We start from the raw sequence: 19,533 nt of genomic DNA on the forward strand, positions 1-19,533 counted from the left end.
AACCGATCGACATATTTCGGCGCGTGGCCTCGGCGTGGCCCGCACCGACGTTACAGGTGCCTGGGCCCTGGTCTGACCCAGGCACCGCACCGACCGGGGACGGTCTGCGGCGAAGTCCTCCCCGAGCCCACCACTGTCCAGCTCGGACAAAAGGAGCATGGAGTGTCTCCATCCCGCCGCCGCCGCATACCTCGCGGCATCCTGAGTTCCTCACTTCTCAGCCTGTCCCTCGTCGCCACCGGCCTGGTCGCCGGCACCCCCGCGCAGGCCGCACCGGCCGCCGCGCAGGCGGCGCCCCTGGCGGCCCCCGTAGCGGCCGCCGCCACCGACCCGTTCTCGGTGCTCGTCTTCTCCAAGACCGCCGCCTTCCGGCACGACGCGATCCCGGCCGGCATCGCCGCGATCCAGAAGCTCGGCGTCGACAACGGCTTCACCGTCGACACGACCGAGGACGGCGCCGCGTTCAACGACGCCAACCTCGCGAAGTACCAGGCCGTGATCTGGCTGTCGACCACCGGTGACGTCCTCAACGCCGACCAGCAGGCCGCGTTCGAGCGCTACATCAAGGCCGGCGGCGGCTACGCCGGCGTCCACGCGGCCTCGGACACCGAGTACGACTGGCCCTGGTACGGCAAGCTGGTCGGGGCGTACTTCAACAACCACCCCGCCAACCAGCAGGCCACCGTCAAGGTCGAGGACCACGCCCACCCGTCCACGGCCACGCTGCCGGACAAGTGGTCCCGGTTCGACGAGTGGTACAACTTCCGGACCAACCCGCGCGCCAACGTGCACGTCCTGGCGAGCCTGGACGAGAAGTCCTACACCCCGGGCAGCGGCGCGATGGGCGCCGACCACCCCACCGCCTGGTGCCAGGACTACGACGGCGGCCGGTCCTGGTACACCGGTGGCGGTCACACCCAGCAGTCGTACGTCGAGCCCGAGTTCCTCACCCACCTGCTCGGCGGCATCCGCACCGCCGCGGGCGTGGAGAAGGCCGACTGCGGCGCCTCGAAGACCTCGAACTTCGACAAGGTGACGCTGGACAGCAACACCAACAACCCGATGGAGCTGGACATCGCTCCGGACGGTCGGGTGTTCTACGCCGAGCGTGACGGCCGGGTGCAGATCATCAAGCCGGACACCAGCAACACGGTCACCGCGACCAAGCTGGACGTCTTCACCGGCAACGAGGACGGCCTGCTCGGCCTCCGCCTCGACCCGGACTTCGCCACCAACAAGTGGATCTACCTCTACTACGCGCCGGCCGGTGGCGGCCCCCGCAACTACCTGTCCCGGTTCACCGTCAATGGTGACGCCATCGACAAGGCCACCGAGAAGGTCGTCCTCCAGGTCGACACGCAGCGCAACACCTGCTGCCACGCGGGCGGCAGCATGACCTTCGACTCGAAGGGCAACCTGTACCTGGCCACCGGCGACAACACCAACCCGTTCGAGTCGAACGCGTTCACGCCGATCGACGAGCGGGCCGGCCGGCAGGACTACGACGCGCAGCGCAGCGCCGGCAACACCAACGACCTGCGCGGCAAGGTGATCCGGATCCACCCGGAGGACGACGGCACCTACACGATCCCCACGGGGAACCTGTTCGCGCCGGGCACCGCGAAGACCCGCCCCGAGATCTTCGGCATGGGCTTCCGTAACCCGTTCCGGATCGGCGTCGACCAGAAGACCGACACCCTCTACGTCGCCGACTACGGACCGGACGCCAACTCGGCCAACCCGGACCGCGGCCCCGAGGGCCTGGTGGAGTGGAACATCGTCGCCACCGCCGGCAACTACGGCTGGCCGTACTGCACCGGCAACAACAAGGCGTACAACGACTACACCTTCCCGAACGGGCCGAGCGGGGCGAAGTTCAACTGCGCCGCGCCGGTGAACGACTCGCCGAACAACACCGGCCTGACCAACCTGCCGCCGGCCATCCCGGCGACCGTGGACTACGGCTACGCGGGTGACCCGCGCTTCCCCGAGATCGGCGGCGGCGGCGCCCCGATGGGCGGCCCGGTCTACCGGTACGACGCCGACAGCACGTCGGACCGCAAGTGGCCGGCGTACTACGACGGCAAGGCGCTCCTCGGCGAGTGGAACCAGTCGAAGATGTACACGATGCAGGTCAGCCAGGACGGCAAGTCGCTGATCGACATCAACCAGCTGCTCACCGGCATGACCATGGTCCGCCCGATGGACTTCGAGTTCGGGCCGGACGGCGCGCTCTACCTGATCGAGTGGGGCAGCGGCTTCGGCGGCAACAACGACAACTCCGGGGTCTACCGGATCGACTACACCGCCGGTTCCCGGGCCCCGATCGCCCAGGCCAGCGCCGACCCCACCTCCGGGCCCGCGCCGCTGACCGTGAACTTCTCCAGCGCCGGTTCCCGCGACCCCGACGGCGGCACGCTGACCTACTCGTGGGCGTTCGGCGACGGGCAGACCTCCACGCAGGCGAACCCGACGCACACCTACGCCACCGCCGGCGACTACACCGCCCAGCTCACCGTCACCAACCCGTCGGGTCGTACCGCCGTGGCGAACGTGCCGGTGACGGTCGGCAACACCGCCCCGACGGTGACCATCGAGTTCCCGCCGAACGGCGGGTTCTTCGAGTGGGGCGACCAGGTCAAGTACACGATCAAGGTGACCGACCCGGAGGACGGCACCATCGACTGTGACCGGGTCCAGCTCCAGGTGCTGCTCGGCCACGACGAGCACGCCCACCCGCTGGAGCAGCACACCGGCTGCACCGGCACCGTGCAGACCTCGCTGGCCTCCGGCCACGGCGCGGAGGCGAACGTCTTCGGCGTCTTCGAGGCGACGTACACCGACAAGGGCGGTGCCGGCGGCGCCGGCGAGCTGACCGGCCGGGCGATCGAGCAGCTGCAGCCCAAGCGCAAGCAGGCCGAGTACTTCACCGCCACCGGCCGGGCCCCCGGCAGCACCGGCGGCGGCGACCCGGGCGTGCAGAAGGAGACCACCACCGACACCGCCGGCGGCAACCAGAACATCGGCTTCATCGAGGACGGCGACTGGTGGTCGCTCGCTCCGGCCAGCCTGACCGGAATCGACTCGATCCGCTTCCGGGCGGCCTCGTCGGTCCAGGGCGGGCGGATCGAGGTCCGTTCGGGCACCGTCGACGGCCCGCTGGTCGCGTCCGCGAACGTGCCGGGCACCGGCGGCTGGCAACAGTTCGTCGACGTGACCGCCCCGGTCACCGGCCCGGCTGAGGGCACGCTGTACTTCCTCGCCAAGGACCCGGCCGGCGGCACCGGTTCGCTGTTCAACGTCAACTGGATGGACTTCATCGGCCGCGGCGTCACCGAGAACGCGCCGCCGCAGGTCAGCGCCACGGCGACGCCGACCACCGGCATCGCGCCGGTCACCGTCGCCTTCGACGGCACGGCCACCGACGCCGAGGGCGACACCCCGCTGACGTACGCCTGGGACTTCGGCGACGGCAAGACGGCGTCGACCCTCGACGCCACCCACACGTACACCGTGCCGGGCACCTTCACCGCCACCCTGACGGTGACCGACGCCCGGGGCGCGAAGGCGTACGTGACCGTCCCGGTGAAGGTGGAGGCGGCCAACACGTCCTGCTTCGGGGCGCGTTCGGACGACTTCCTCGGCACCAGCCTCGACAAGAGCCGCTGGACCGTGGTCCGGGAGAACCAGCTCTACTCGGTCTCCGGCGGGTCGCTGCGGCTGCCCACCGCCTCCGGTGACCTGTACGGCACGACCAACGGCGCCACCAACCTGGTCCTCCAGCCCGCGCCCAGCGGGTCCTGGCAGGCCACCACGAAGGTCACGCTGCCCGTCACCGCCAACTACCAGCAGGCCGGCCTGCTGATCTACGGCGACGACGACAACTACGCCAAGCTGGACCTGCTCTACTCCGGCTCCCGCCGGGTGGAGTTCATCCGGGAGACGGCCGGGTCGCCCCGCAACGAGGGGGCGGACGCCACCGCCGCGCCGGCCGGTGACACCATCTGGCTGCGGATGACCAGCGACGGCACCAACCTGACGGCGGAGATGTCCGGCGACGGGATCACGTTCACCCCGGTCGGCCGGTCCGCCGCGCTCGCCGGGATCAGCAACCCCCGGATCGGACTGTTCGCCCTCAACGGCGGCACCACCGCCCCGGTGGTGGACGCACAGTTCGACTTCTTCCAGGTCACGCCCGACGAGCCGGCCGGCCCGGTCGACCCGTCGGACGAGTTCGGTGGCACCGCGCTCGACAAGTGCCGCTGGAACGCGATCCTGCGGGAGGACGCGGCCACCTACCGGGTGACCGGTGGCGCGCTGCAGATCGACGTGCCGAAGGGTGACATCTACGGCACCGGCAACACCGGGCCGACGAACTTCATCCTCCAGACCGCGCCCTCGGGCGACTGGACCCTGGAGACGAAGGTCGACGGCAGCCTGCTGGCCGAGCAGTACCAGCAGGCGGGTCTGATCGTCCACGCCGACGACGACAACTACGTCAAGTTCGACTTCATCGTGGACAACCAGGCCGGTCAGACGGTCTCCCGGCGGCTCGAGTTCCGCAGCGAGGTCGGCGGTACCGTGCAGAACCCGCAGCCGCAGGTCTCCAACCTGACCTCGGGCGTGTGGTACCTGCGGGTGGCGCGCACCGGGAACGACTTCACCGGGTCGTACTCGGCTGACGGGCAGGAGTGGACGACGCTCGGCACGGTGAGCAACACCGCCGTCGGGGCCACCCCGAAGATCGGTCTGTTCACCCTCGGGGCCAACGCGGCCACGTCGAAGACCGCGTCGTTCGACTACTTCCGGCTCTCCACCAAGGTGGCCGACACGGCCGCGCCGGTGACCACCGCCACGGTCTCCGGCACCCCGACCGAGGGCTGGCACACCGCGCCGGTCACGGTCACCCTCGCGGCGGCCGACGAGGCCGGCGGCAGCGGGGTGGCCGCCACCGAGTACCAGCTCGACGGTGCCACCACGTGGACCGCGTACACCGAGCCGGTGCAGGTCACCGGTGACGGCGCGCACGAGGTGCGGTTCCGGTCGACCGACAAGGCCGGCAACGTGGAGGAGGCCAAGAAGGTCGCCGTGAAGATCGACGCCACCGCGCCGGTCAGCTCGGCGGCGTTCGCCCCGGCGAACGACGACGGCTGGCACGCCGGCACGGTTCCGGTGGTGCTCACCTCCACCGACGCCGGTTCCGGGGTCAAGAAGCTGGAGTGGTCGCTCGACGGCGGGGCCTGGACGGCGTACACCGCGCCGGTCGAGGTGACCGGGAACGGCTCGCACGAGCTGCTCTACCGGGCCACCGACACCGCCGGCAACGCCGAGTCGCTGAAGTCGGCCGTCGTGAAGATCGACGGTGACAAGCCGACGCTGCTGGTCTCCGGCATCGCCGACGGCCAGCTCTACGGCGACAGCCAGGACGTGCGAATCTCGTGGCAGGCGGTCGACCCGACCTCCGGCGTCAAGACGATGTCCGGCAAGTTGGACGGCAAGACGTACGCCAGCGGCACCCTGCAGCCCATGTACGAGCTGCCGCTCGGCCTGCACGAGCTGGTCGTGACCGCGACCGACAAGGCGGGTAACTCCACCTCCTCGACGGTCCGGTTCTACGTCACCACCTCGTTCCGGGACATGCAGAACCTGCTGGACCGGTTCAAGGCGACCGGACGACTCTCCAACGTGGCGCACCGCAAGCTGTCCAACAAGCTGGACGCTGTGCGGGCCTCCGAGGCGGAGGGCAACGACAAGCGGGCGGTGCAGCAGTTGACCGCCTTCAAGGCGTTGGCCACCGATGCCGCCCTGGTGACCGACACGGACGTCCGGGACGTGCTGGTCCGGGACGCCGACGCCATGATCGTCCGGCTCGGTGGCGCGGCCACCAAGGCCGGCGTCAAGGCGAACGACAACAAGTCGGTCGACGGGGCGGGCCGGCTCGGCGCCGACCCCACCCGGATCGCCGAGGGCGGTTCGCTGTAACGGAAGACGGGGCCGCTCCCGCCGTGCACCACGACGGCGGGGGCGGCCCCACCCGAACCGAACGAGTGGAGCACGGGTGATGCGTACCCTCAGGATCCTCGCCGCCGCGCTCGTCGCGGCGTGCCTGGTGGCGCTGCCGGCGGGCCCGGCGGCGGCGCACGGCGGAAAGCTCAAGCTGTCGGTGGGCGGCGACGGGGCCGGCGGGGTCACCGTGCTGGCCGTCTACTCCGACGGCCACCGACTGGATCAGCCGGTGCGGTTGACCCTCACCGCCAAGGGCGAGGGCGACCGGACGGCAGGTCCGGTGCAGCTCGAAATGTCCGGGGAGGGGCAGGGCTTCTACTCCAGCGGCCCGCTGCTCTCCCCCGGTCGCTGGCGGGTGACGGTCACCGCGCCGGCCCCGTACAAGACGTCGGCGACCGCGACGGTGCAGGCCCGCCCCGCCCAGACGGCGCCCGCGCCACGGCCCGTCGCCGTGCAGGCCGGGCCCGACGAGCGGGACCGGTCGGGGGGCGGCTGGTGGACGTACGCGGCCGGCGGGCTCGTCGCCGTCGCGCTGCTGGCGGCGGTGCCGCTGCTGCTCGTGCGGCGGCGTCGGCCGGCCGGGCCCGGGGGGCCGGCTGCCTGACCGGGCCGGAAGCCGGACGAGGGACGCCGGGGGCGAGTCGCCCCGGCGTCCCTTTCGTTTCGGCCCTGCCGGTCGGCCCTGTCCCTCGTCGGCCGGCCCCGTCCCGTCGACCGGCTCAGAGGATGGCGTCGAGCGCGGCCAGGTCGTCGTCGTCGGGCTGCCACCCGCCGGCGCCGGCGTTGGCGCGCACCTGCTCCGGGGTGGTGGCCCCGGCGATGACCGAGGTCACCGCGGGCCGGGCGGCCAGCCCGCCGATGGCCACCTGCAGCATGGTGAGCCCTCGCTCGGCGGCGTACGCCCCGATCGCCTCGATGGTGTCCCAGCGGGCCGCGGCGAGGCGCTCGGCGTACCGGCCGCCGCCGGAGAGCCGGCTGCCGGCCGGGGCGGCCTCCCCGCGCTGGTACTTGCCGGTGAGCAGGCCGTTCGCCAGCGGGAAGAACGGCAGCATGCCGAGGCCGAAGCGCTCGCAGGCGGGGATGACCTCGGCCTCGACGCCCCGCTCCAGCAGCGAGTAGTGGTTCTGCGCGCTGACGAACCGGGTGTGCCCGTTGGACGAGGCGACCCAGTCGGCGTCGGCGATCTGCCAGCCGGCGAAGTTGGAGTTGCCCAGGTAGCGCACCTTGCCGGCGCGCACCAGGTCGTCGAGGGCGGCAAGCGTCTCGTCGATCGGGGTGCCCGGGTCGGGCTCGTGCATCTGGTACAGGTCGATGTGGTCGGTGCCGAGCCGCCGCAGCGACGCCTCGACCGCGCGGGCGATGTAGCGCCGGGAGCCCCGGGCGCCGAAGTCCGCCCCGTTGGCCCCGTGCATGTCCATGCCGAACTTGGTGGCCAGCACCACCTCGTCGCGGCGGCCCTTGAGCGCCTGACCGAGCAGCTCCTCGGAGGCGCCCTGCGGCTCGCCGTAGATGTCGGCGGTGTCGAACAGGGTGATGCCGGCGTCGAGCGCCGCGTCGACCACCGCCCGGGTGCCGTCGAGGTCGAGTTTGCGGCCGAAGTTGTTGCAGCCGATGCCGACCACGGACACCACGAGCCCGGAGTCGCCCAGCCGGCGGTACGTCATCTCAGTCACGCGCCCAACCCTATGCCAGGTGCAAGGAAGGGCCCCTTCTACACCGTTGTGCGTTAACAGGGGGCCCTTCCTTACCCCTCACACGTCCCAGACCGGGTCGGGGGTCTCAGTGACCTCGCCGTCCTTGCCGAACAACACGAAGCGGTCGAAGGAGCGGGTGAACCAGCGGTCGTGGGTCACCGCGATCACCGTGCCCGCGAACGCCGCCAGGCCGGCCTCCAGCGCCTCCGCGCTGGCCAGGTCCAGGTTGTCGGTCGGCTCGTCGAGCAGCAGCAGCGTCGCCCCGGACAGCTCAAGCAGCAGCACCAGGAACCGGGCCTGCTGGCCGCCGGAGAGGGTGCCGAAGCGTTGGTCGCCCTGCCCGGCCAGCTCGTACCGGCTCAGCGCGGCCATCGCCGCGTGCCGGTCCATCCCGGCCCGGTGGTCGTCGCCGCGCCACAGCACCTCGACCAGGGTCTTCTGCATCAGCTCGGGCCGGTCGTGGGTCTGCGAGAAGTGGCCGGGCCGGACCCGCGCGCCGAGCCGGACCACCCCGTCGTGCACCACCGGGGCCAGCGCGGCGGCCCCGTCGACCGGGCCGTTGGCCGGGTCCGGGTCGGTGCCGCCCCGGGCCAGCAGCCGCAGGAAGTGCGACTTGCCGGTGCCGTTGGCCCCGAGCACCGCGACCCGGTCGCCGAACCAGATCTCCAGGTCGAACGGGTAGGTCAGGCCGTCCAGCTCCAGCTGCTCGGCGATCACCGCGCGCTTGCCGGTCCGCCCGCCGGTCAGGCGCATCCGGATGTCCTGGTCCTTCGGCGGTACGGGCGGCGGCCCGGCCTCCTCGAACTTGCGCAGCCGGGTCTGCGCGGCCTGGTACCGCGACGCCAACCCGTCGTTGTACGCGGCCTTCTGCTTGTACATCAGCATCAGCTCGCGCAGCTTCTGGTGCTCCTCGTCCCAGCGGCGGCGCAGCTCGTCGAGGCGGGCGTGCCGGGCCACCCGCGCCTCGTGCCAGCTCGCGAAGCCGCCCGGGTGGACCCAGGCGCTGCCGCCCTCGACGGCGACGACCCGGTCTGCGGTGCGGGCCAGCAGCTCCCGGTCGTGCGAGACGTAGAGCACCGACTTGGCCGACTCGCGCAGCCGGTCCTCCAGCCACCGCTTGCCGGGCACGTCGAGGAAGTTGTCCGGCTCGTCGAGCAGCAGCACCTCGTCGGGGCCGCGCAGCAGCAGTTCGAGGGCGAACCGCTTCTGCTGGCCGCCGGAGAGGGTACGCACCGGACGCTCCCGGGCCGCGTCCCAGGGCATGTCGAGGACGATCGTCGCGACGGTGTCGAAGACGACCTCGGCGTCGTACCCGCCGGCCTCGCCCCAGGCGGCGAGCGCGTCCGCGTACGCGAGCTGGGCCTTGGCGGCGGCGTTGCCGAACTTGCCGCGCAGCTCGGCCGCCCGCATGGCCGCCTCGGTCTCGGTGAGCCGGCGGCCGGCGTCGCGCAACGCCGGCGGGGCGAGCGACAGGGCCAGGTCGGCGAGGGTGGAGTCGTCGCCGATCATGCCGATGAACTGGCGCATCACGCCGAGCCCGCCGGAGCGGGCGATCCCGCCGCTGCGCACGGGCAGATCGCCGGCGACCATCCGCAGCAGCGTCGTCTTGCCCGCGCCGTTCGGCCCGACCAGGGCCACCTTGGCGCCCTCGCCGACCCGGAACGACACGTCGGTGAAGAGCTCCCGGCCGTCGGGGAGGATGTGCCCCACGGCTGCCACGTCCACGTATCCCACGCGGGCATCCTGCCTGAGCGGGCCGGCCCGGCGACAGCCGATTACCGGTGCGCAGGTCAGCGGGTGACCCGCAGCACCCGGTAGCCCTTCTGGCTGGCGTGCCGGCCCACCTGCCAGCCCTGCTCGGTCAGCCAGCGGTGCAGCGAGTCGCCGCCGAGGTGGCGGGCGACCACCAGCCAGGCCACGCCGTCGGGGGCGAGCCGGGGCAGCCAGCGCAGCAGCAGCTCGTGCAGGCCCTCCTTGCCGATCCGGATGGGCGGGTTGGACCAGAGCTGGGCGAACGTCACGTCGTCCGGCACGGCGTCGGGGGCGGCGACCCGGACCCGGTCGGCCGCGCCGACCCGCTCGGCGTTGGCGGCGGTGAGCGCCCGGGCCCGCTCGTTGACGTCGACGGCCCAGACGGTGGCGGCCGGGGCGCTGCCGGCCAGCACGCAGGCGATCGGGCCGAAGCCGCAGCCCAGGTCCAGCAGGTTCCCGGCGGCGTCGGGGGCCGGCAGGTCGGCCTTGCGCAGCAGCACGGCGGTGCCGGCGTCGAGGCGGTCGGCGGAGAAGACGCCGCCGGCCGAGGTCAGCGTGTAGTCGCGCCCGGCGACGGTGAACTCGACCTCCCGGGGGCGGGCGGCGGTTCCGGGTTCAGCGGAGAAGTAGTGGTCGCCGGTCACGCCCGGCATTCTCGCACTGGCGTCGCCGCCCGCCGGGCGGGGTCCGGGGCGGCGGCCCGGCCGCGTGCCCCCGGGGCGGCCCGACGGACCCGCCGCAGTTTCCGGGTATTACCCCCTAAAGGGACAATAGCCCCTACTCTGGGTCGCATGGTGTATCGGTACGAGTCCGATGAGGACGCTTTCGAGGGGCACCCCGGGCCGGGGTCGGACCTGTCGGTGGCCTGGAACCGCCCGCCCGCCCGTACCGGGCCCGCGCCGTCCCGCTTCCCGACGCCGTCACTGCCCCGGACCAGCCGGATCGCGCTGCCCGCGGCCGCCCCGCCCCCGGCGTCGGCCTTCGCACCGCCGCCGGCCGCGCCCCGCCCCGCCCCGCCGGCCGGCGGGTACGCCACCACGCAACCGCTGCACCTGCCCCGGTCCCGGCGCGCCCGGGACACCGGCCGCCACGGCGCCCGGCTCTGGCAGGTGGTGTTCGGCGGGGCGGCGGTTCTGGCGCTGTTCGCCCTCTGCGGCCTCGGCGGCGCCGCGCTGCTGGCCAACCGGGCCACCGACCCCCAGGTCGCGCCGAGCCCGCCGGCCGCCGCCGCCCCGTCGCCGTCCCAGACCGAACGGCAGGACATCGACTCGCGGGACACCGACTCCGCTCCCCTCACGGTCAAGGAGGTCTTCCCCAGCCGGCAGGTCACGGTCGGCGACGGCGCGGACCCGTACGAGGTGCTCAAGACCCAGTCCAGCGGCAGCTGCGCGGTCGCCGCCAGCGGCGAGGTGGCGGACCTGCTCGCCACGCTCGGCTGCAACCAGGTGGTCCGGGCGAGCCTGCGCTCCCCCGACGGGGACCACCTGCTCACCGCCGGGCTGTTCAACCTGACCGACAAGGCCACCGCCCAGCGCGTCCGGGACCGGCTGCGGCAACTGCTCGACGAGCGGGAGGGCCGGTTCCGCGGCCTGCCGGCCGGGGACGACACCGAGGCGCTGACCGAGGCCCCCGCCCGGGTCGGCTGGCAGGTACGCGGCCACTACCTCGCGTACTGCCTCGTGGTCCGCGCCGACGGTGAACCGGTCAAGGCCGCCGACCCGGCGGTACGCGAGATCCTCTTCGACCTGATCGAGACGCACCTCACCAAGGGGGTGCTGGAGCGCCGGGCCACCGGCGGCAGCGCCGGCCAGCCGACGACCACCCCGAGCGGCAGCGACGAGGACGACAGCGACAGCGACAGCGACAGCGACAGCGACAGCGAGAACGACTGAGGCGACGGCGGGAACGGCCGGGGCGGCTCTCAGCCCTCGACGGCGAGCCCGCCCGTGGGCACGCGGAGCCGGCGGGTCGCCTCGGCGCGGCGGGCGTACTCGGCGGGGTCGTCGGGATAGCCGACGGCGACCAGCGTGAGCCCGTGCGCCGGGGCCACCGTCACCTCGCTGGACCGCTCCCGCCGGGTCAACAGGCCGCCCGGCCACTGCACCGGACGCCGCCCGTCCCCCGCCACCAGCATCGCCCCGACCAGGCTGCGCACCATCGCCTGACAGAACGCGTCGGCCTGGACGGTGGCGACCAGCAGGCCGTCGGGGTCGCGCCGCCAGTCCAGCCGGGTCACCTCGCGCAGGGTGGTGGCGTGCTCCTTACGCCGGCAGTACGCGGCGAAGTCGTGCTCCCCCACCAGCCCCGCCGCCGCGGCGTTGAGCAGGTCGAGGTCGAGCGGCCTCGGCCAGGCCAGCACCTCGTGCCGGCGCAGCGGCTCGGCGCCGAAGGGCGCGTCGGTCACCCGGTACTCGTAGCGCCGGAAGGTCGCCGAGAACCGGGCGTCGAAGTCCGCTGGCACCTCGGTCATCGCCCGCACCCGCACGTCGGTAGGGAGCAGCCGGGCCAGCCGGCGCAGCAGCCGCCCCTCGTGCTCGGCCCACACGGCGGCCGGCAGGTCGAGGTGGCAGACCTGGCCGGTCGCGTGCACCCCGGCGTCGGTCCGCCCGGCCACGGTCAGCCCCGTCGCCACGCCCGCGCCGAGGACCAGGTCCAGGGTCTCGGCGAGCACGCCGGCCACCGTCCGCCGGGTCGGCTGGGCCGCCCAACCGGAGAAACCGGTCCCGTCGTACGCGACCGCCAGCCGCAGCCGGACCCGATCGTCCACCTCGTACCTCCTCACGGGTCGGGCCCGGCACCCCAGGAAGGGATGCCGGGCCCGACGGTGCTGCCGTTGCTCAGGCCTTGTTCTCGGTGCCCTCGGCGGCCTCGTCGCTGTCCTCGCGGGCGGCGGCGGTGTCACCGGACGCCGACACCGGCGCCTCGGAGTCCTGGTCGGCCTCGGCCGACGCGGGGGTCTCCTCGGCCGGGGCGAGCGCCTCGACCTTGTCCTGCTGCGCGGCCTTGCGGGTCGCGGTCTTCTTGTTCGCCTTCGGCTCGGCGACCTGAAGCTCCTCGACCAGCTCGATGATCGCCATCGGAGCGTTGTCGCCCTTGCGCGGACCGGTCTTCACGATCCGGGTGTAGCCACCCGGACGGTTCGCGTACCGGGGCGCGATCTGGTCGAACAGGGAGTAGACCACGTCCTTGTCCTTGACGACGCCCAGCACCCGCCGACGGGAGGCGAGGTCGCCCCGCTTGGCCTTGGTGATGAGCTGCTCGGCCAGCGGACGCAGCCGCCGGGCCTTCGTCTCGGTGGTCTTGATCTTGCCGTGCTGGAACAGCGCGGTGGCCAGGTTGGCCAGCATCAGCCGCTCGTGCGCGGGGCTGCCGCCGAGGCGGGGGCCCTTGGTGGGCGTGGGCATGCTTGGTGCTCCTCAGGTGTGGCGGCAGCGGGGACTAGAGCTGCTCGGTCTCGCGGTAGTCGTCGGTGTCGTAGTCGGCCTCACCGAAGGCGTCCACGACGTGCGCCGGGTCGAAGTTCGGGGCCGAGTCCTTCAGCCCCAGACCCATCCCGGCCAGCTTCATCTTGACCTCGTCGATCGACTTCTGGCCGAAGTTGCGGATGTCGAGGAGGTCGGCCTCGGTGCGCCCGATCAGCTCACCGACGGAGTTGATGCCCTCGCGCTTGAGGCAGTTGTAGGAGCGGACGGTCAGGTCCAGCTCCTCGATCGGCAGGGCCAGGTCCGCCGCCAGCTGGGCGTCCTGCGGGGACGGCCCGATGTCGATGCCCTCGGCGGTCTCGTCCAGCTCCCGGGCCAGCCCGAAGAGCTCCACCAGCGTCGAACCGGCGGAGGCCAGCGCGGTGCGCGGGCCCATCGACGGCTTGGTCTCGACGTCGATGATCAGCCGGTCGAAGTCGGTCCGCTGCTCGACCCGGGTCGCCTCGACGCGGTACGTCACCTTCAGCACCGGCGAGTAGATCGAGTCGACCGGGATCCGGCCGATCTCGGCGCCGGCCTGCTTGTTCTGCGCCGCCGTCACGTAGCCACGACCCCGCTCGACGGTCAGCTCCATGTCGAGCCGGCCCTTGCCGTTGAGGGTGGCGAGCTTCAGGTCCGGGTTGTGCACCGAGACGCCGGCCGGGGGCTGGATGTCGCCCGCCGTCACGTCGCCCGGGCCCTGCTTGCGCAGGTACATGCTGACCGGCTCGTCGTGCTCGGAGCTGACGCACAGCTCCTTGATGTTCATGACGAGCTCGACCACGTCCTCCTTGACACCGGGGATCGTGGTGAACTCGTGCAGCACGCCGTCGATCTTGATGGAGGTGACCGCCGCACCCGGGATCGACGACAGCAGCGTGCGCCGCAGCGAGTTGCCCAGGGTGTACCCGAAGCCCGGCTCCAGCGGCTCGATGGTGAACCGGGAGCGGGTCTCGTTGATCGACTCTTCGGACAGAGACGGTCGCTGGCTGATGAGCATGTCTTCTCTTCTCTTCCGGGACGCCCGCTATTTGACGTCCGCGACACAAACCGTTCCGGTGGCCCGCCCCGCAGGGCGGACCACCGCAACGAGCCCGACTACTTGGAGTAGAGCTCGACGATCAGCTGCTCCTGGACCTGGGTGTCGATCACCTGGCGGGCCGGGAGCGAGTGCACGAGCACCTTCATCTGGCTCGGGATGGCCTCCAGCCACGCCGGAACCGTCTTGGAGCCGGCCTCGGCCTGCGCCACGATGAACGGGGTGAGCTCCTTGCTCTTGCCCCGGACCTCGATGATGTCGTGCTCCTTGACGCGGTACGACGGGATGTCGACCTTCTTGCCGTTCACCGTGAAGTGACCGTGCTTGACCAGCTGGCGGGCCATGTCCCGGGACTTGGCGTAGCCGGCCCGGTAGACCACGTTGTCCAGCCGCGACTCGAGGATCTGCAGGAGGACCTCACCGGTCTTGGCCTGCTTGGCCACGGCCTCCTCGTAGTAACCGCGGAACTGCTTCTCCAGCACGCCGTACACGCGGCGGGCCTTCTGCTTCTCACGGAGCTGGAGCAGGTACTCCGTCTCCTTCGTGCGGCCGCGGCCGTGCTGCCCGGGCGGGAACGGCCGGGACTCGAACGGGCACTTCGGGCCATCGCACTTGCTGCCCTTGAGGAACAGCTTCATCTTCTCCCGCCGGCAACGGCGGCAGTCAGCACCGGTGTAACGAGCCATCTCTCTCTAACCTCTCAGACCCGGCGACGCTTCGGCGGACGGCACCCGTTGTGCGGCTGCGGGGTCACGTCGGAGATCTGACCGACCTCCAGCCCGACGGCCTGCAGCGAACGGATGGCGGTCTCCCGGCCGGAGCCGGGGCCCTTGACGAACACGTCGACCTTGCGCATGCCGTGCTCCATCGCCCGACGCGCGGCGGCCTCGGCGGCCAGCTGAGCGGCGAACGGGGTCGACTTGCGGGAGCCCTTGAAGCCCACCTGGCCGGCCGAGGCCCAGGAGATGACCGCACCGGTCGGGTCCGTGATGGACACGATGGTGTTGTTGAAGGTGCTCTTGATGTGCGCCTGCCCGTGGGCGACGTTCTTGCGTTCCTTGCGCCGGACCTTCTTGACGGCGGCTCCGGCACGAGCCTTCGGTGGCATAAGTCTGTGCGCTCCTAATTACTTCTTGCCGGGCTTCTTCTTGCCGGCGACGGTCCGCTTCGGGCCCTTGCGGGTGCGGGCGTTGGTCCGCGTCCGCTGGCCACGCACCGGCAGACCACGGCGGTGGCGGATACCGGCGTAGCAGCCGATCTCGACCTTGCGGCGGATGTCAGCGGCGACCTCGCGGCGCAGGTCGCCTTCAACCTTGTAGTTGCCCTCGATGTGGTCGCGGAGCTGGACCAGCTCCTCGTCCGTGAGGTCCCGAGCGCGCTTGTCCGGAGAGATACCGGTCGCGGCGAGCGTCTCCAGGGCACGGGTGCGGCCGACCCCGAAGATGTAGGTGAGCGCGATCTCCATCCGCTTCTCGCGGGGGAGGTCCACGCCGACTAGACGAGCCATGTGCGGGCGTACTCCTTGTGGTTTCCTGGCGGAGGTCTGCACCCGCCCCACCCCGCTCCGGTCGTCCGACCGGCGCCGTGGCGCCGGGAGGAACGACCGCTGCCCGAGCGGGCCCCGGCCTCCGACCGGGGGTCAACCACGCAGGGGTACGCGATGCGCACCGCTCGCGGCTGGGACGAGCTGATGATGTGTTGGCTGGATCTGCGACGCCGGGACCGGACCGACCGGCCGTGGATTCACGGTCGGTCGGGCTGGATCAGCCCTGGCGCTGCTTGTGGCGCGGGTCGCTGCAGATGACCATGACCCGGCCGTGCCGGCGGATGACCCGGCACTTGTTGCAGATCCTCTTGACGCTCGGCTTGACCTTCACGGTTGCCTTACTTCCCATCTGGCCCGGAGGCGCGACGACGCGCGACGCCGGACGTCGAGGACGGACACGGGGACTACCCGGCCGTCGTCAGGTCGCTTACTTGTAGCGGTAGACGATGCGCCCGCGGGTCAGGTCGTACGGCGAGAGTTCGACGACGACGCGGTCCTCCGGCAGGATGCGGATGTAGTGCTGCCGCATCTTGCCACTGATGTGAGCCAGCACCTTGTGACCGTTCGCGAGCTCCACCCGGAACATGGCGTTCGGCAGGGGCTCGATGACCCGACCCTCGATCTCGATGGCTCCGTCTTTTTTCGGCATGTCCTCCGCTGTCCTGACGTCGGTTACTCCGGACGGCCCACAACGTCTTACACGGGCCCCGACGCTTGTCGGGTGCCCGCGCCAGCCGCGGCTCCGGCCCCACCGAAGCGCAGGGTGGGCATGCCGGAGTGGACGCTGTGCGCCGATCAGAAAGTGTACGCCCGCCTGCACGCCGCCGCCAAACCGGCCACCCGTCAGGTCACCCGGCCGGATTACTTCCCGCCCCGACCCGAGTCGGGAGTGACCGGGGTCACCCCTGCTCGCCGGCCGGAGGGGCCCCGGCGATCAGATCGCCGGCGAGTCGGCGGGCTGGCGGGCGGTGACCAGATCGCCCAGGCGCCCCCGGCCGCCGTCGAACGCGGTCAGCACCCAGACCCCGTCCGGGAGCAGCGCCATCGAGTGCTCGACGTGCACCGCCATCGACCCGTCCCGGGTGACGACGGTCCAGCCGTCGGCCAGCTCGACCGTGCGGGGCGAGCCCATCGTGATCATCGGCTCGATGGCCAGCGCCATGCCGTGCACCAGCCGGGGGCCCTTGCCGGGCCGGCCGTGGTTGAGCACGTGCGGGTCCTGGTGCATCTCGGTGCCGATGCCGTGCCCGCCGTATCCGTCGACGATGCCGTACCGGCCGCCCCGGCGGACCGCGTTCTCCACCGCGTGCGAGATGTCGGTGAGCCGGCCGCGACCGTTGGCCGCCCCGCGCGCCGCCGCCGCGATCCCGGCCCACATCGCGTCCTCGGCCACCGCGGCCATCTTCAGCAGCGCCGGGTCGACCTCCCCCACGCCGACCGTGATCGCCGCGTCGCCGTGCCAGCCGTCGAGCACCGCGCCGCAGTCGATCGAGATCAGGTCGCCCTCGCGGAGCACCTGGGCGGGCGACGGGATCGCGTGCACCACCTGCTCGTTGACCGACGAGCAGATCGAGGCCGGGAAGCCGTGGTAGCCCTTGAACGACGGGACCGCCCCCGCCTCCCGGATGGTCGACTCGGCGATCGCGTCCAGGTCGGCGGTGCTGACCCCGGGGGCCACCGCCTCCCGCATCCGACGCAGCGCCTCGGCCACCACGAGGCCGGCGGCGCGCATCTTCTCGATCTGGTCGGGGGTCTTCAGCTGGATGTCCAGCTGGGGACGACGCATGGGGCCGTTACCTTTCGTCGCGCGGAGCAGCGGGGCACGTCGCACGTACCCCGCTGTTCGCACTCTATCCGCCGGGACCCCGGCGTCCGCCAGTCGCCGGACGACCTTCCGTCAGCCGCGGTGCGACCGTTCGTCAGCCGCCGTACGAGCGCAGGGCGTCGATGGCGCGGACGGTGACGTCCTCCACCGGGCCGGTGGCGTCGATGCCCACCAGCTTGCCCTGGGCGCCGTAGTAGTCGACCAGCGGCGCGGTCTTGTCCGCGTACTCGCGCAGCCGGGCGGCGATGGTCTCGGGCTTGTCGTCGTCGCGCTGGAACAGCTCGGCGCCGCAGCGGTCGCAGATGCCGTCCCGGGTGGTCGCGTCGAACTCGACGTGCCAGATCTTGCCGCAGCCCCGGCAGGTGCGCCGGCCCGACAGCCGCCGGATCACCTCGTCGTCGTCGACGACCAGCTCCAGCACCAGGTCCAGCGCGGTGCCCAGGTCGGCGAGGAGCTTGTCCAGCGCGGCGGCCTGCGGCGTGGTGCGCGGGAAGCCGTCGAGCAGGAAGCCCTCCGAGGCGTCCGGCTCGGCGAGCCGGTCCCGGACCATGTTGATGGTCACCTCGTCCGGGACCAGCTTGCCCGCGTCCATGTAGCGCTTCGCCTCGACACCCAACGGCGTGCCCTGCGAGACGTTCGCCCGGAAGATGTCACCGGTCGAGATCTTCGGCACCGAGAGGTGAGCGGCGATGAACTCCGCCTGTGTGCCCTTGCCCGCACCCGGCGGGCCAACCAGAACGAGTCGCATCTACCGCAGGAACCCTTCGTAGTTCCGCTGCATGAGTTGGCTCTCGATCTGCTTCACGGTCTCCAGACCGACGCCGACCATGATGAGCACAGCGGTGCCGCCGAACGGGAAGTTCTGGAACTGCTCGCTGTTCAGCCAGATGAAGAAGAAGTTCGGCAGGATCGAGACGATGCCCAGGTAGAGCGCGCCCGGCAGGGTGATCCGGCTGAGGATGAAGTCGAGGTAGTCGGCGGTCGGCTTGCCGGGGCGGATGCCCGGCACGAAGCCGCCGTACTTCTTCATGTTGTCCGCGACCTCGGTCGGGTTGAACGTGATCGACACGTAGAAGTACGTGAAGAAGATGATCAGCAGGAAGTAGATCGCGATGTGCAGCGGGCTCGACGGGTCGACCACGTTGTTCTGGATCCAGGCCTGGGTCTTGCCCGGGTTCGTCTGGTCGAAGAACTGGAGCGCCAGCTGCGGCAGGTAGAGCAGCGACGAGCCGAAGATGACCGGGATGACACCCGCCTGGTTGACCTTCAGCGGGATGTAGGTCGAGGTGCCGCCGTACATCCGCCGGCCGATCATCCGCTTGGCGTACTGCACCGGGATCCGGCGCTGCGCCTGCTCGATGAACGTCACCGCGGTGATGACCACCAGGACCAGAGCCAGCACCAGGAAGAACTTCCACCAGCCCTGCTGGGTCTTGATCCGCCAGCCCTCGCTGGGGAGGCGGGCCGCGATCGAGGTGAAGATCAGCACCGACATGCCGTTGCCGACGCCCCGGTCGGTGATCAGCTCGCCGAGCCACATCACCACGCCGGTGCCGGCGGTCATCGTCATGACCAGGATCGTCAGCGTCAGCCAGTCCGGGATGCCGGTGCCCTTGGGCACGATCGGGAACTGGTCGCACTGGTTGTTGAACAGCTGCCCCGAGCGGGCCAACGCCACGAACGCCGACGACTGGAGGATGCCCAGGCCGAGCGTGAGGTATCGGGTGTACTGCGTGATCTTCGCCTGGCCGGCCTGGCCCTCCTTGCGGAGCTGCTCCAGCCGCGGGATGACCACGGTGAGCAGCTGCAGGATGATCGACGCTGTGATGTAGGGCATGATGCCCAGCGCGAAGACCGAGAGCTGCAGCAGCGCCCCGCCGGAGAAGAGGTCCAGCAGGTTCAGCACCCCGGTGTTCGCGCTGCCGATGGTGTCGAGGCACTTCTGGACGTTGCCGTACGAGACACCAGGGCTGGGCAGGGTGGCGCCGAGCCGGTAGACGGCAATGATGCCTACCGTGAACAGCAGCTTCTTGCGCAGGTCAGGCGTACGGAACGCACTGAGAAAGGCGGACAGCAACTTCTTCCTCCTGCGCGAGGCGGGCCGCCGGTGGTGGTCCCTGGCGGATCGGGGTGGGTGCCGGGCGAGCGCCCGATATCCATAGCTGGGATGGGAGCCTAACAGCCCCGTCCCGGTCCGGGCAGGTGTGCCC

At 71.5% G+C, this 19,533-nt stretch carries 17 protein-coding genes; 3 read left to right on the plus strand and 14 right to left on the minus strand.

From position 1 onward, the window contains the following. Positions 1–162 precede the first annotated feature (162 nt). Both GA0070558_RS05340 and GA0070558_RS05345 read left to right on the plus strand, forming a co-directional pair. Complete coding sequence (locus tag GA0070558_RS05340; protein ID WP_091276455.1) at positions 163–5,982, plus strand: ThuA domain-containing protein; 5,820 nt, start codon at positions 163–165, stop codon at positions 5,980–5,982. A gap of 79 nt (positions 5,983–6,061) precedes the next feature. Continuing rightward, complete coding sequence (locus GA0070558_RS05345) at positions 6,062–6,610, plus strand: hypothetical protein (RefSeq protein ID WP_091276459.1); 549 nt, start codon at positions 6,062–6,064, stop codon at positions 6,608–6,610. Positions 6,611–6,725: 115 nt separating this feature from the next. Here GA0070558_RS05345 and GA0070558_RS05350 read toward each other — a convergent pair whose 3' ends face one another. From GA0070558_RS05350 to GA0070558_RS05360, 3 genes are all read right to left on the minus strand, one after another. Continuing rightward, a complete protein-coding gene (locus tag GA0070558_RS05350; RefSeq protein WP_091276463.1) occupies positions 6,726–7,670 on the minus strand; it encodes an aldo/keto reductase in 945 nt (314 codons plus the stop codon). Between the two features lie 87 nt (positions 7,671–7,757). Next, a complete protein-coding gene (locus tag GA0070558_RS05355) occupies positions 7,758–9,434 on the minus strand; it encodes an ABC-F family ATP-binding cassette domain-containing protein (protein ID WP_091276466.1) in 1,677 nt (558 codons plus the stop codon). Positions 9,435–9,490: 56 nt separating this feature from the next. Further along, the gene (locus GA0070558_RS05360) at positions 9,491–10,096 is read right to left on the minus strand and encodes a class I SAM-dependent methyltransferase (RefSeq protein ID WP_091276738.1); all 606 of its coding nucleotides are present in this window, start codon (positions 10,094–10,096) and stop codon (positions 9,491–9,493) included. Positions 10,097–10,243: 147 nt separating this feature from the next. Here GA0070558_RS05360 and GA0070558_RS05365 point away from each other — a divergent pair, with 147 nt between their 5' ends. Next, positions 10,244–11,344, plus strand: a complete 1,101-nt coding sequence (locus GA0070558_RS05365) for a hypothetical protein (protein WP_091276469.1) — start codon at positions 10,244–10,246, stop codon at positions 11,342–11,344. Positions 11,345–11,373: 29 nt separating this feature from the next. Here GA0070558_RS05365 and truA read toward each other — a convergent pair whose 3' ends face one another. The 11 genes from truA to secY form a co-directional block, all read right to left on the minus strand. Next, positions 11,374–12,219, minus strand: a complete 846-nt coding sequence (gene truA, locus GA0070558_RS05370; RefSeq protein WP_091276473.1) for a tRNA pseudouridine(38-40) synthase TruA — start codon at positions 12,217–12,219, stop codon at positions 11,374–11,376. A gap of 70 nt (positions 12,220–12,289) precedes the next feature. After that, complete coding sequence (gene rplQ, locus GA0070558_RS05375; RefSeq protein ID WP_077938302.1) at positions 12,290–12,856, minus strand: 50S ribosomal protein L17; 567 nt, start codon at positions 12,854–12,856, stop codon at positions 12,290–12,292. 34 nt (positions 12,857–12,890) lie between these two features. Next, positions 12,891–13,913, minus strand: coding sequence for a DNA-directed RNA polymerase subunit alpha (locus tag GA0070558_RS05380; RefSeq protein ID WP_007073009.1), 1,023 nt, complete (start codon positions 13,911–13,913; stop codon positions 12,891–12,893). Positions 13,914–14,011: 98 nt separating this feature from the next. Next, a complete protein-coding gene (gene rpsD / locus GA0070558_RS05385; RefSeq protein WP_043965544.1) occupies positions 14,012–14,638 on the minus strand; it encodes a 30S ribosomal protein S4 in 627 nt (208 codons plus the stop codon). A 14-nt stretch (positions 14,639–14,652) separates the two neighbouring features. After that, positions 14,653–15,060 (minus strand): 30S ribosomal protein S11, encoded by a 408-nt coding sequence (gene rpsK / locus GA0070558_RS05390; RefSeq protein ID WP_007073011.1) that lies wholly within the window; start codon positions 15,058–15,060, stop codon positions 14,653–14,655. Positions 15,061–15,078: 18 nt separating this feature from the next. Then, positions 15,079–15,459 (minus strand): 30S ribosomal protein S13, encoded by a 381-nt coding sequence (gene rpsM / locus GA0070558_RS05395; RefSeq protein WP_043965541.1) that lies wholly within the window; start codon positions 15,457–15,459, stop codon positions 15,079–15,081. Between the two features lie 256 nt (positions 15,460–15,715). After that, complete coding sequence (gene rpmJ / locus GA0070558_RS05400; RefSeq protein WP_043965539.1) at positions 15,716–15,829, minus strand: 50S ribosomal protein L36; 114 nt, start codon at positions 15,827–15,829, stop codon at positions 15,716–15,718. A 96-nt stretch (positions 15,830–15,925) separates the two neighbouring features. After that, positions 15,926–16,147 carry a translation initiation factor IF-1 gene (gene infA, locus GA0070558_RS05405; protein WP_007073013.1) on the minus strand — a complete coding sequence of 74 codons (222 nt, stop codon included), beginning with the start codon at positions 16,145–16,147 and terminating at the stop codon, positions 15,926–15,928. A 285-nt stretch (positions 16,148–16,432) separates the two neighbouring features. Then, positions 16,433–17,284, minus strand: a complete 852-nt coding sequence (map, locus tag GA0070558_RS05410) for a type I methionyl aminopeptidase (protein ID WP_043965536.1) — start codon at positions 17,282–17,284, stop codon at positions 16,433–16,435. Between the two features lie 133 nt (positions 17,285–17,417). Continuing rightward, positions 17,418–18,071, minus strand: coding sequence for an adenylate kinase (locus GA0070558_RS05415; protein ID WP_043965534.1), 654 nt, complete (start codon positions 18,069–18,071; stop codon positions 17,418–17,420). Further along, positions 18,072–19,400, minus strand: a complete 1,329-nt coding sequence (secY, locus tag GA0070558_RS05420; RefSeq protein WP_043965532.1) for a preprotein translocase subunit SecY — start codon at positions 19,398–19,400, stop codon at positions 18,072–18,074. It lies immediately after the preceding gene. Between the last annotated feature and the right edge of the window lie 133 nt (positions 19,401–19,533).

Source organism: Micromonospora haikouensis (assembly GCF_900091595.1).
GTDB classification, from domain to species: Bacteria; Actinomycetota; Actinomycetes; order Mycobacteriales; family Micromonosporaceae; genus Micromonospora; species Micromonospora haikouensis.

What these genes read in the sequence shown, in the direction of transcription:
- GA0070558_RS05345 (WP_091276459.1), top strand. Translation starts at nt 6,062, where the DNA reads ATGCGTACCCTCAGGATCCTCGCCGCCGCGCTCGTCGCGGCGTGCCTG.
- GA0070558_RS05350 (WP_091276463.1), bottom strand. Translation starts at nt 7,670, where the DNA reads ATGACGTACCGCCGGCTGGGCGACTCCGGGCTCGTGGTGTCCGTGGTC.
- GA0070558_RS05365 (WP_091276469.1), top strand. Translation starts at nt 10,244, where the DNA reads ATGGTGTATCGGTACGAGTCCGATGAGGACGCTTTCGAGGGGCACCCC.
- rplQ (WP_077938302.1), bottom strand. Translation starts at nt 12,856, where the DNA reads ATGCCCACGCCCACCAAGGGCCCCCGCCTCGGCGGCAGCCCCGCGCAC.
- GA0070558_RS05380 (WP_007073009.1), bottom strand. Translation starts at nt 13,913, where the DNA reads ATGCTCATCAGCCAGCGACCGTCTCTGTCCGAAGAGTCGATCAACGAG.
- rpsD (WP_043965544.1), bottom strand. Translation starts at nt 14,638, where the DNA reads ATGGCTCGTTACACCGGTGCTGACTGCCGCCGTTGCCGGCGGGAGAAG.
- rpsK (WP_007073011.1), bottom strand. Translation starts at nt 15,060, where the DNA reads ATGCCACCGAAGGCTCGTGCCGGAGCCGCCGTCAAGAAGGTCCGGCGC.
- rpsM (WP_043965541.1), bottom strand. Translation starts at nt 15,459, where the DNA reads ATGGCTCGTCTAGTCGGCGTGGACCTCCCCCGCGAGAAGCGGATGGAG.
- infA (WP_007073013.1), bottom strand. Translation starts at nt 16,147, where the DNA reads ATGCCGAAAAAAGACGGAGCCATCGAGATCGAGGGTCGGGTCATCGAG.
- map (WP_043965536.1), bottom strand. Translation starts at nt 17,284, where the DNA reads ATGCGTCGTCCCCAGCTGGACATCCAGCTGAAGACCCCCGACCAGATC.
- GA0070558_RS05415 (WP_043965534.1), bottom strand. Translation starts at nt 18,071, where the DNA reads ATGCGACTCGTTCTGGTTGGCCCGCCGGGTGCGGGCAAGGGCACACAG.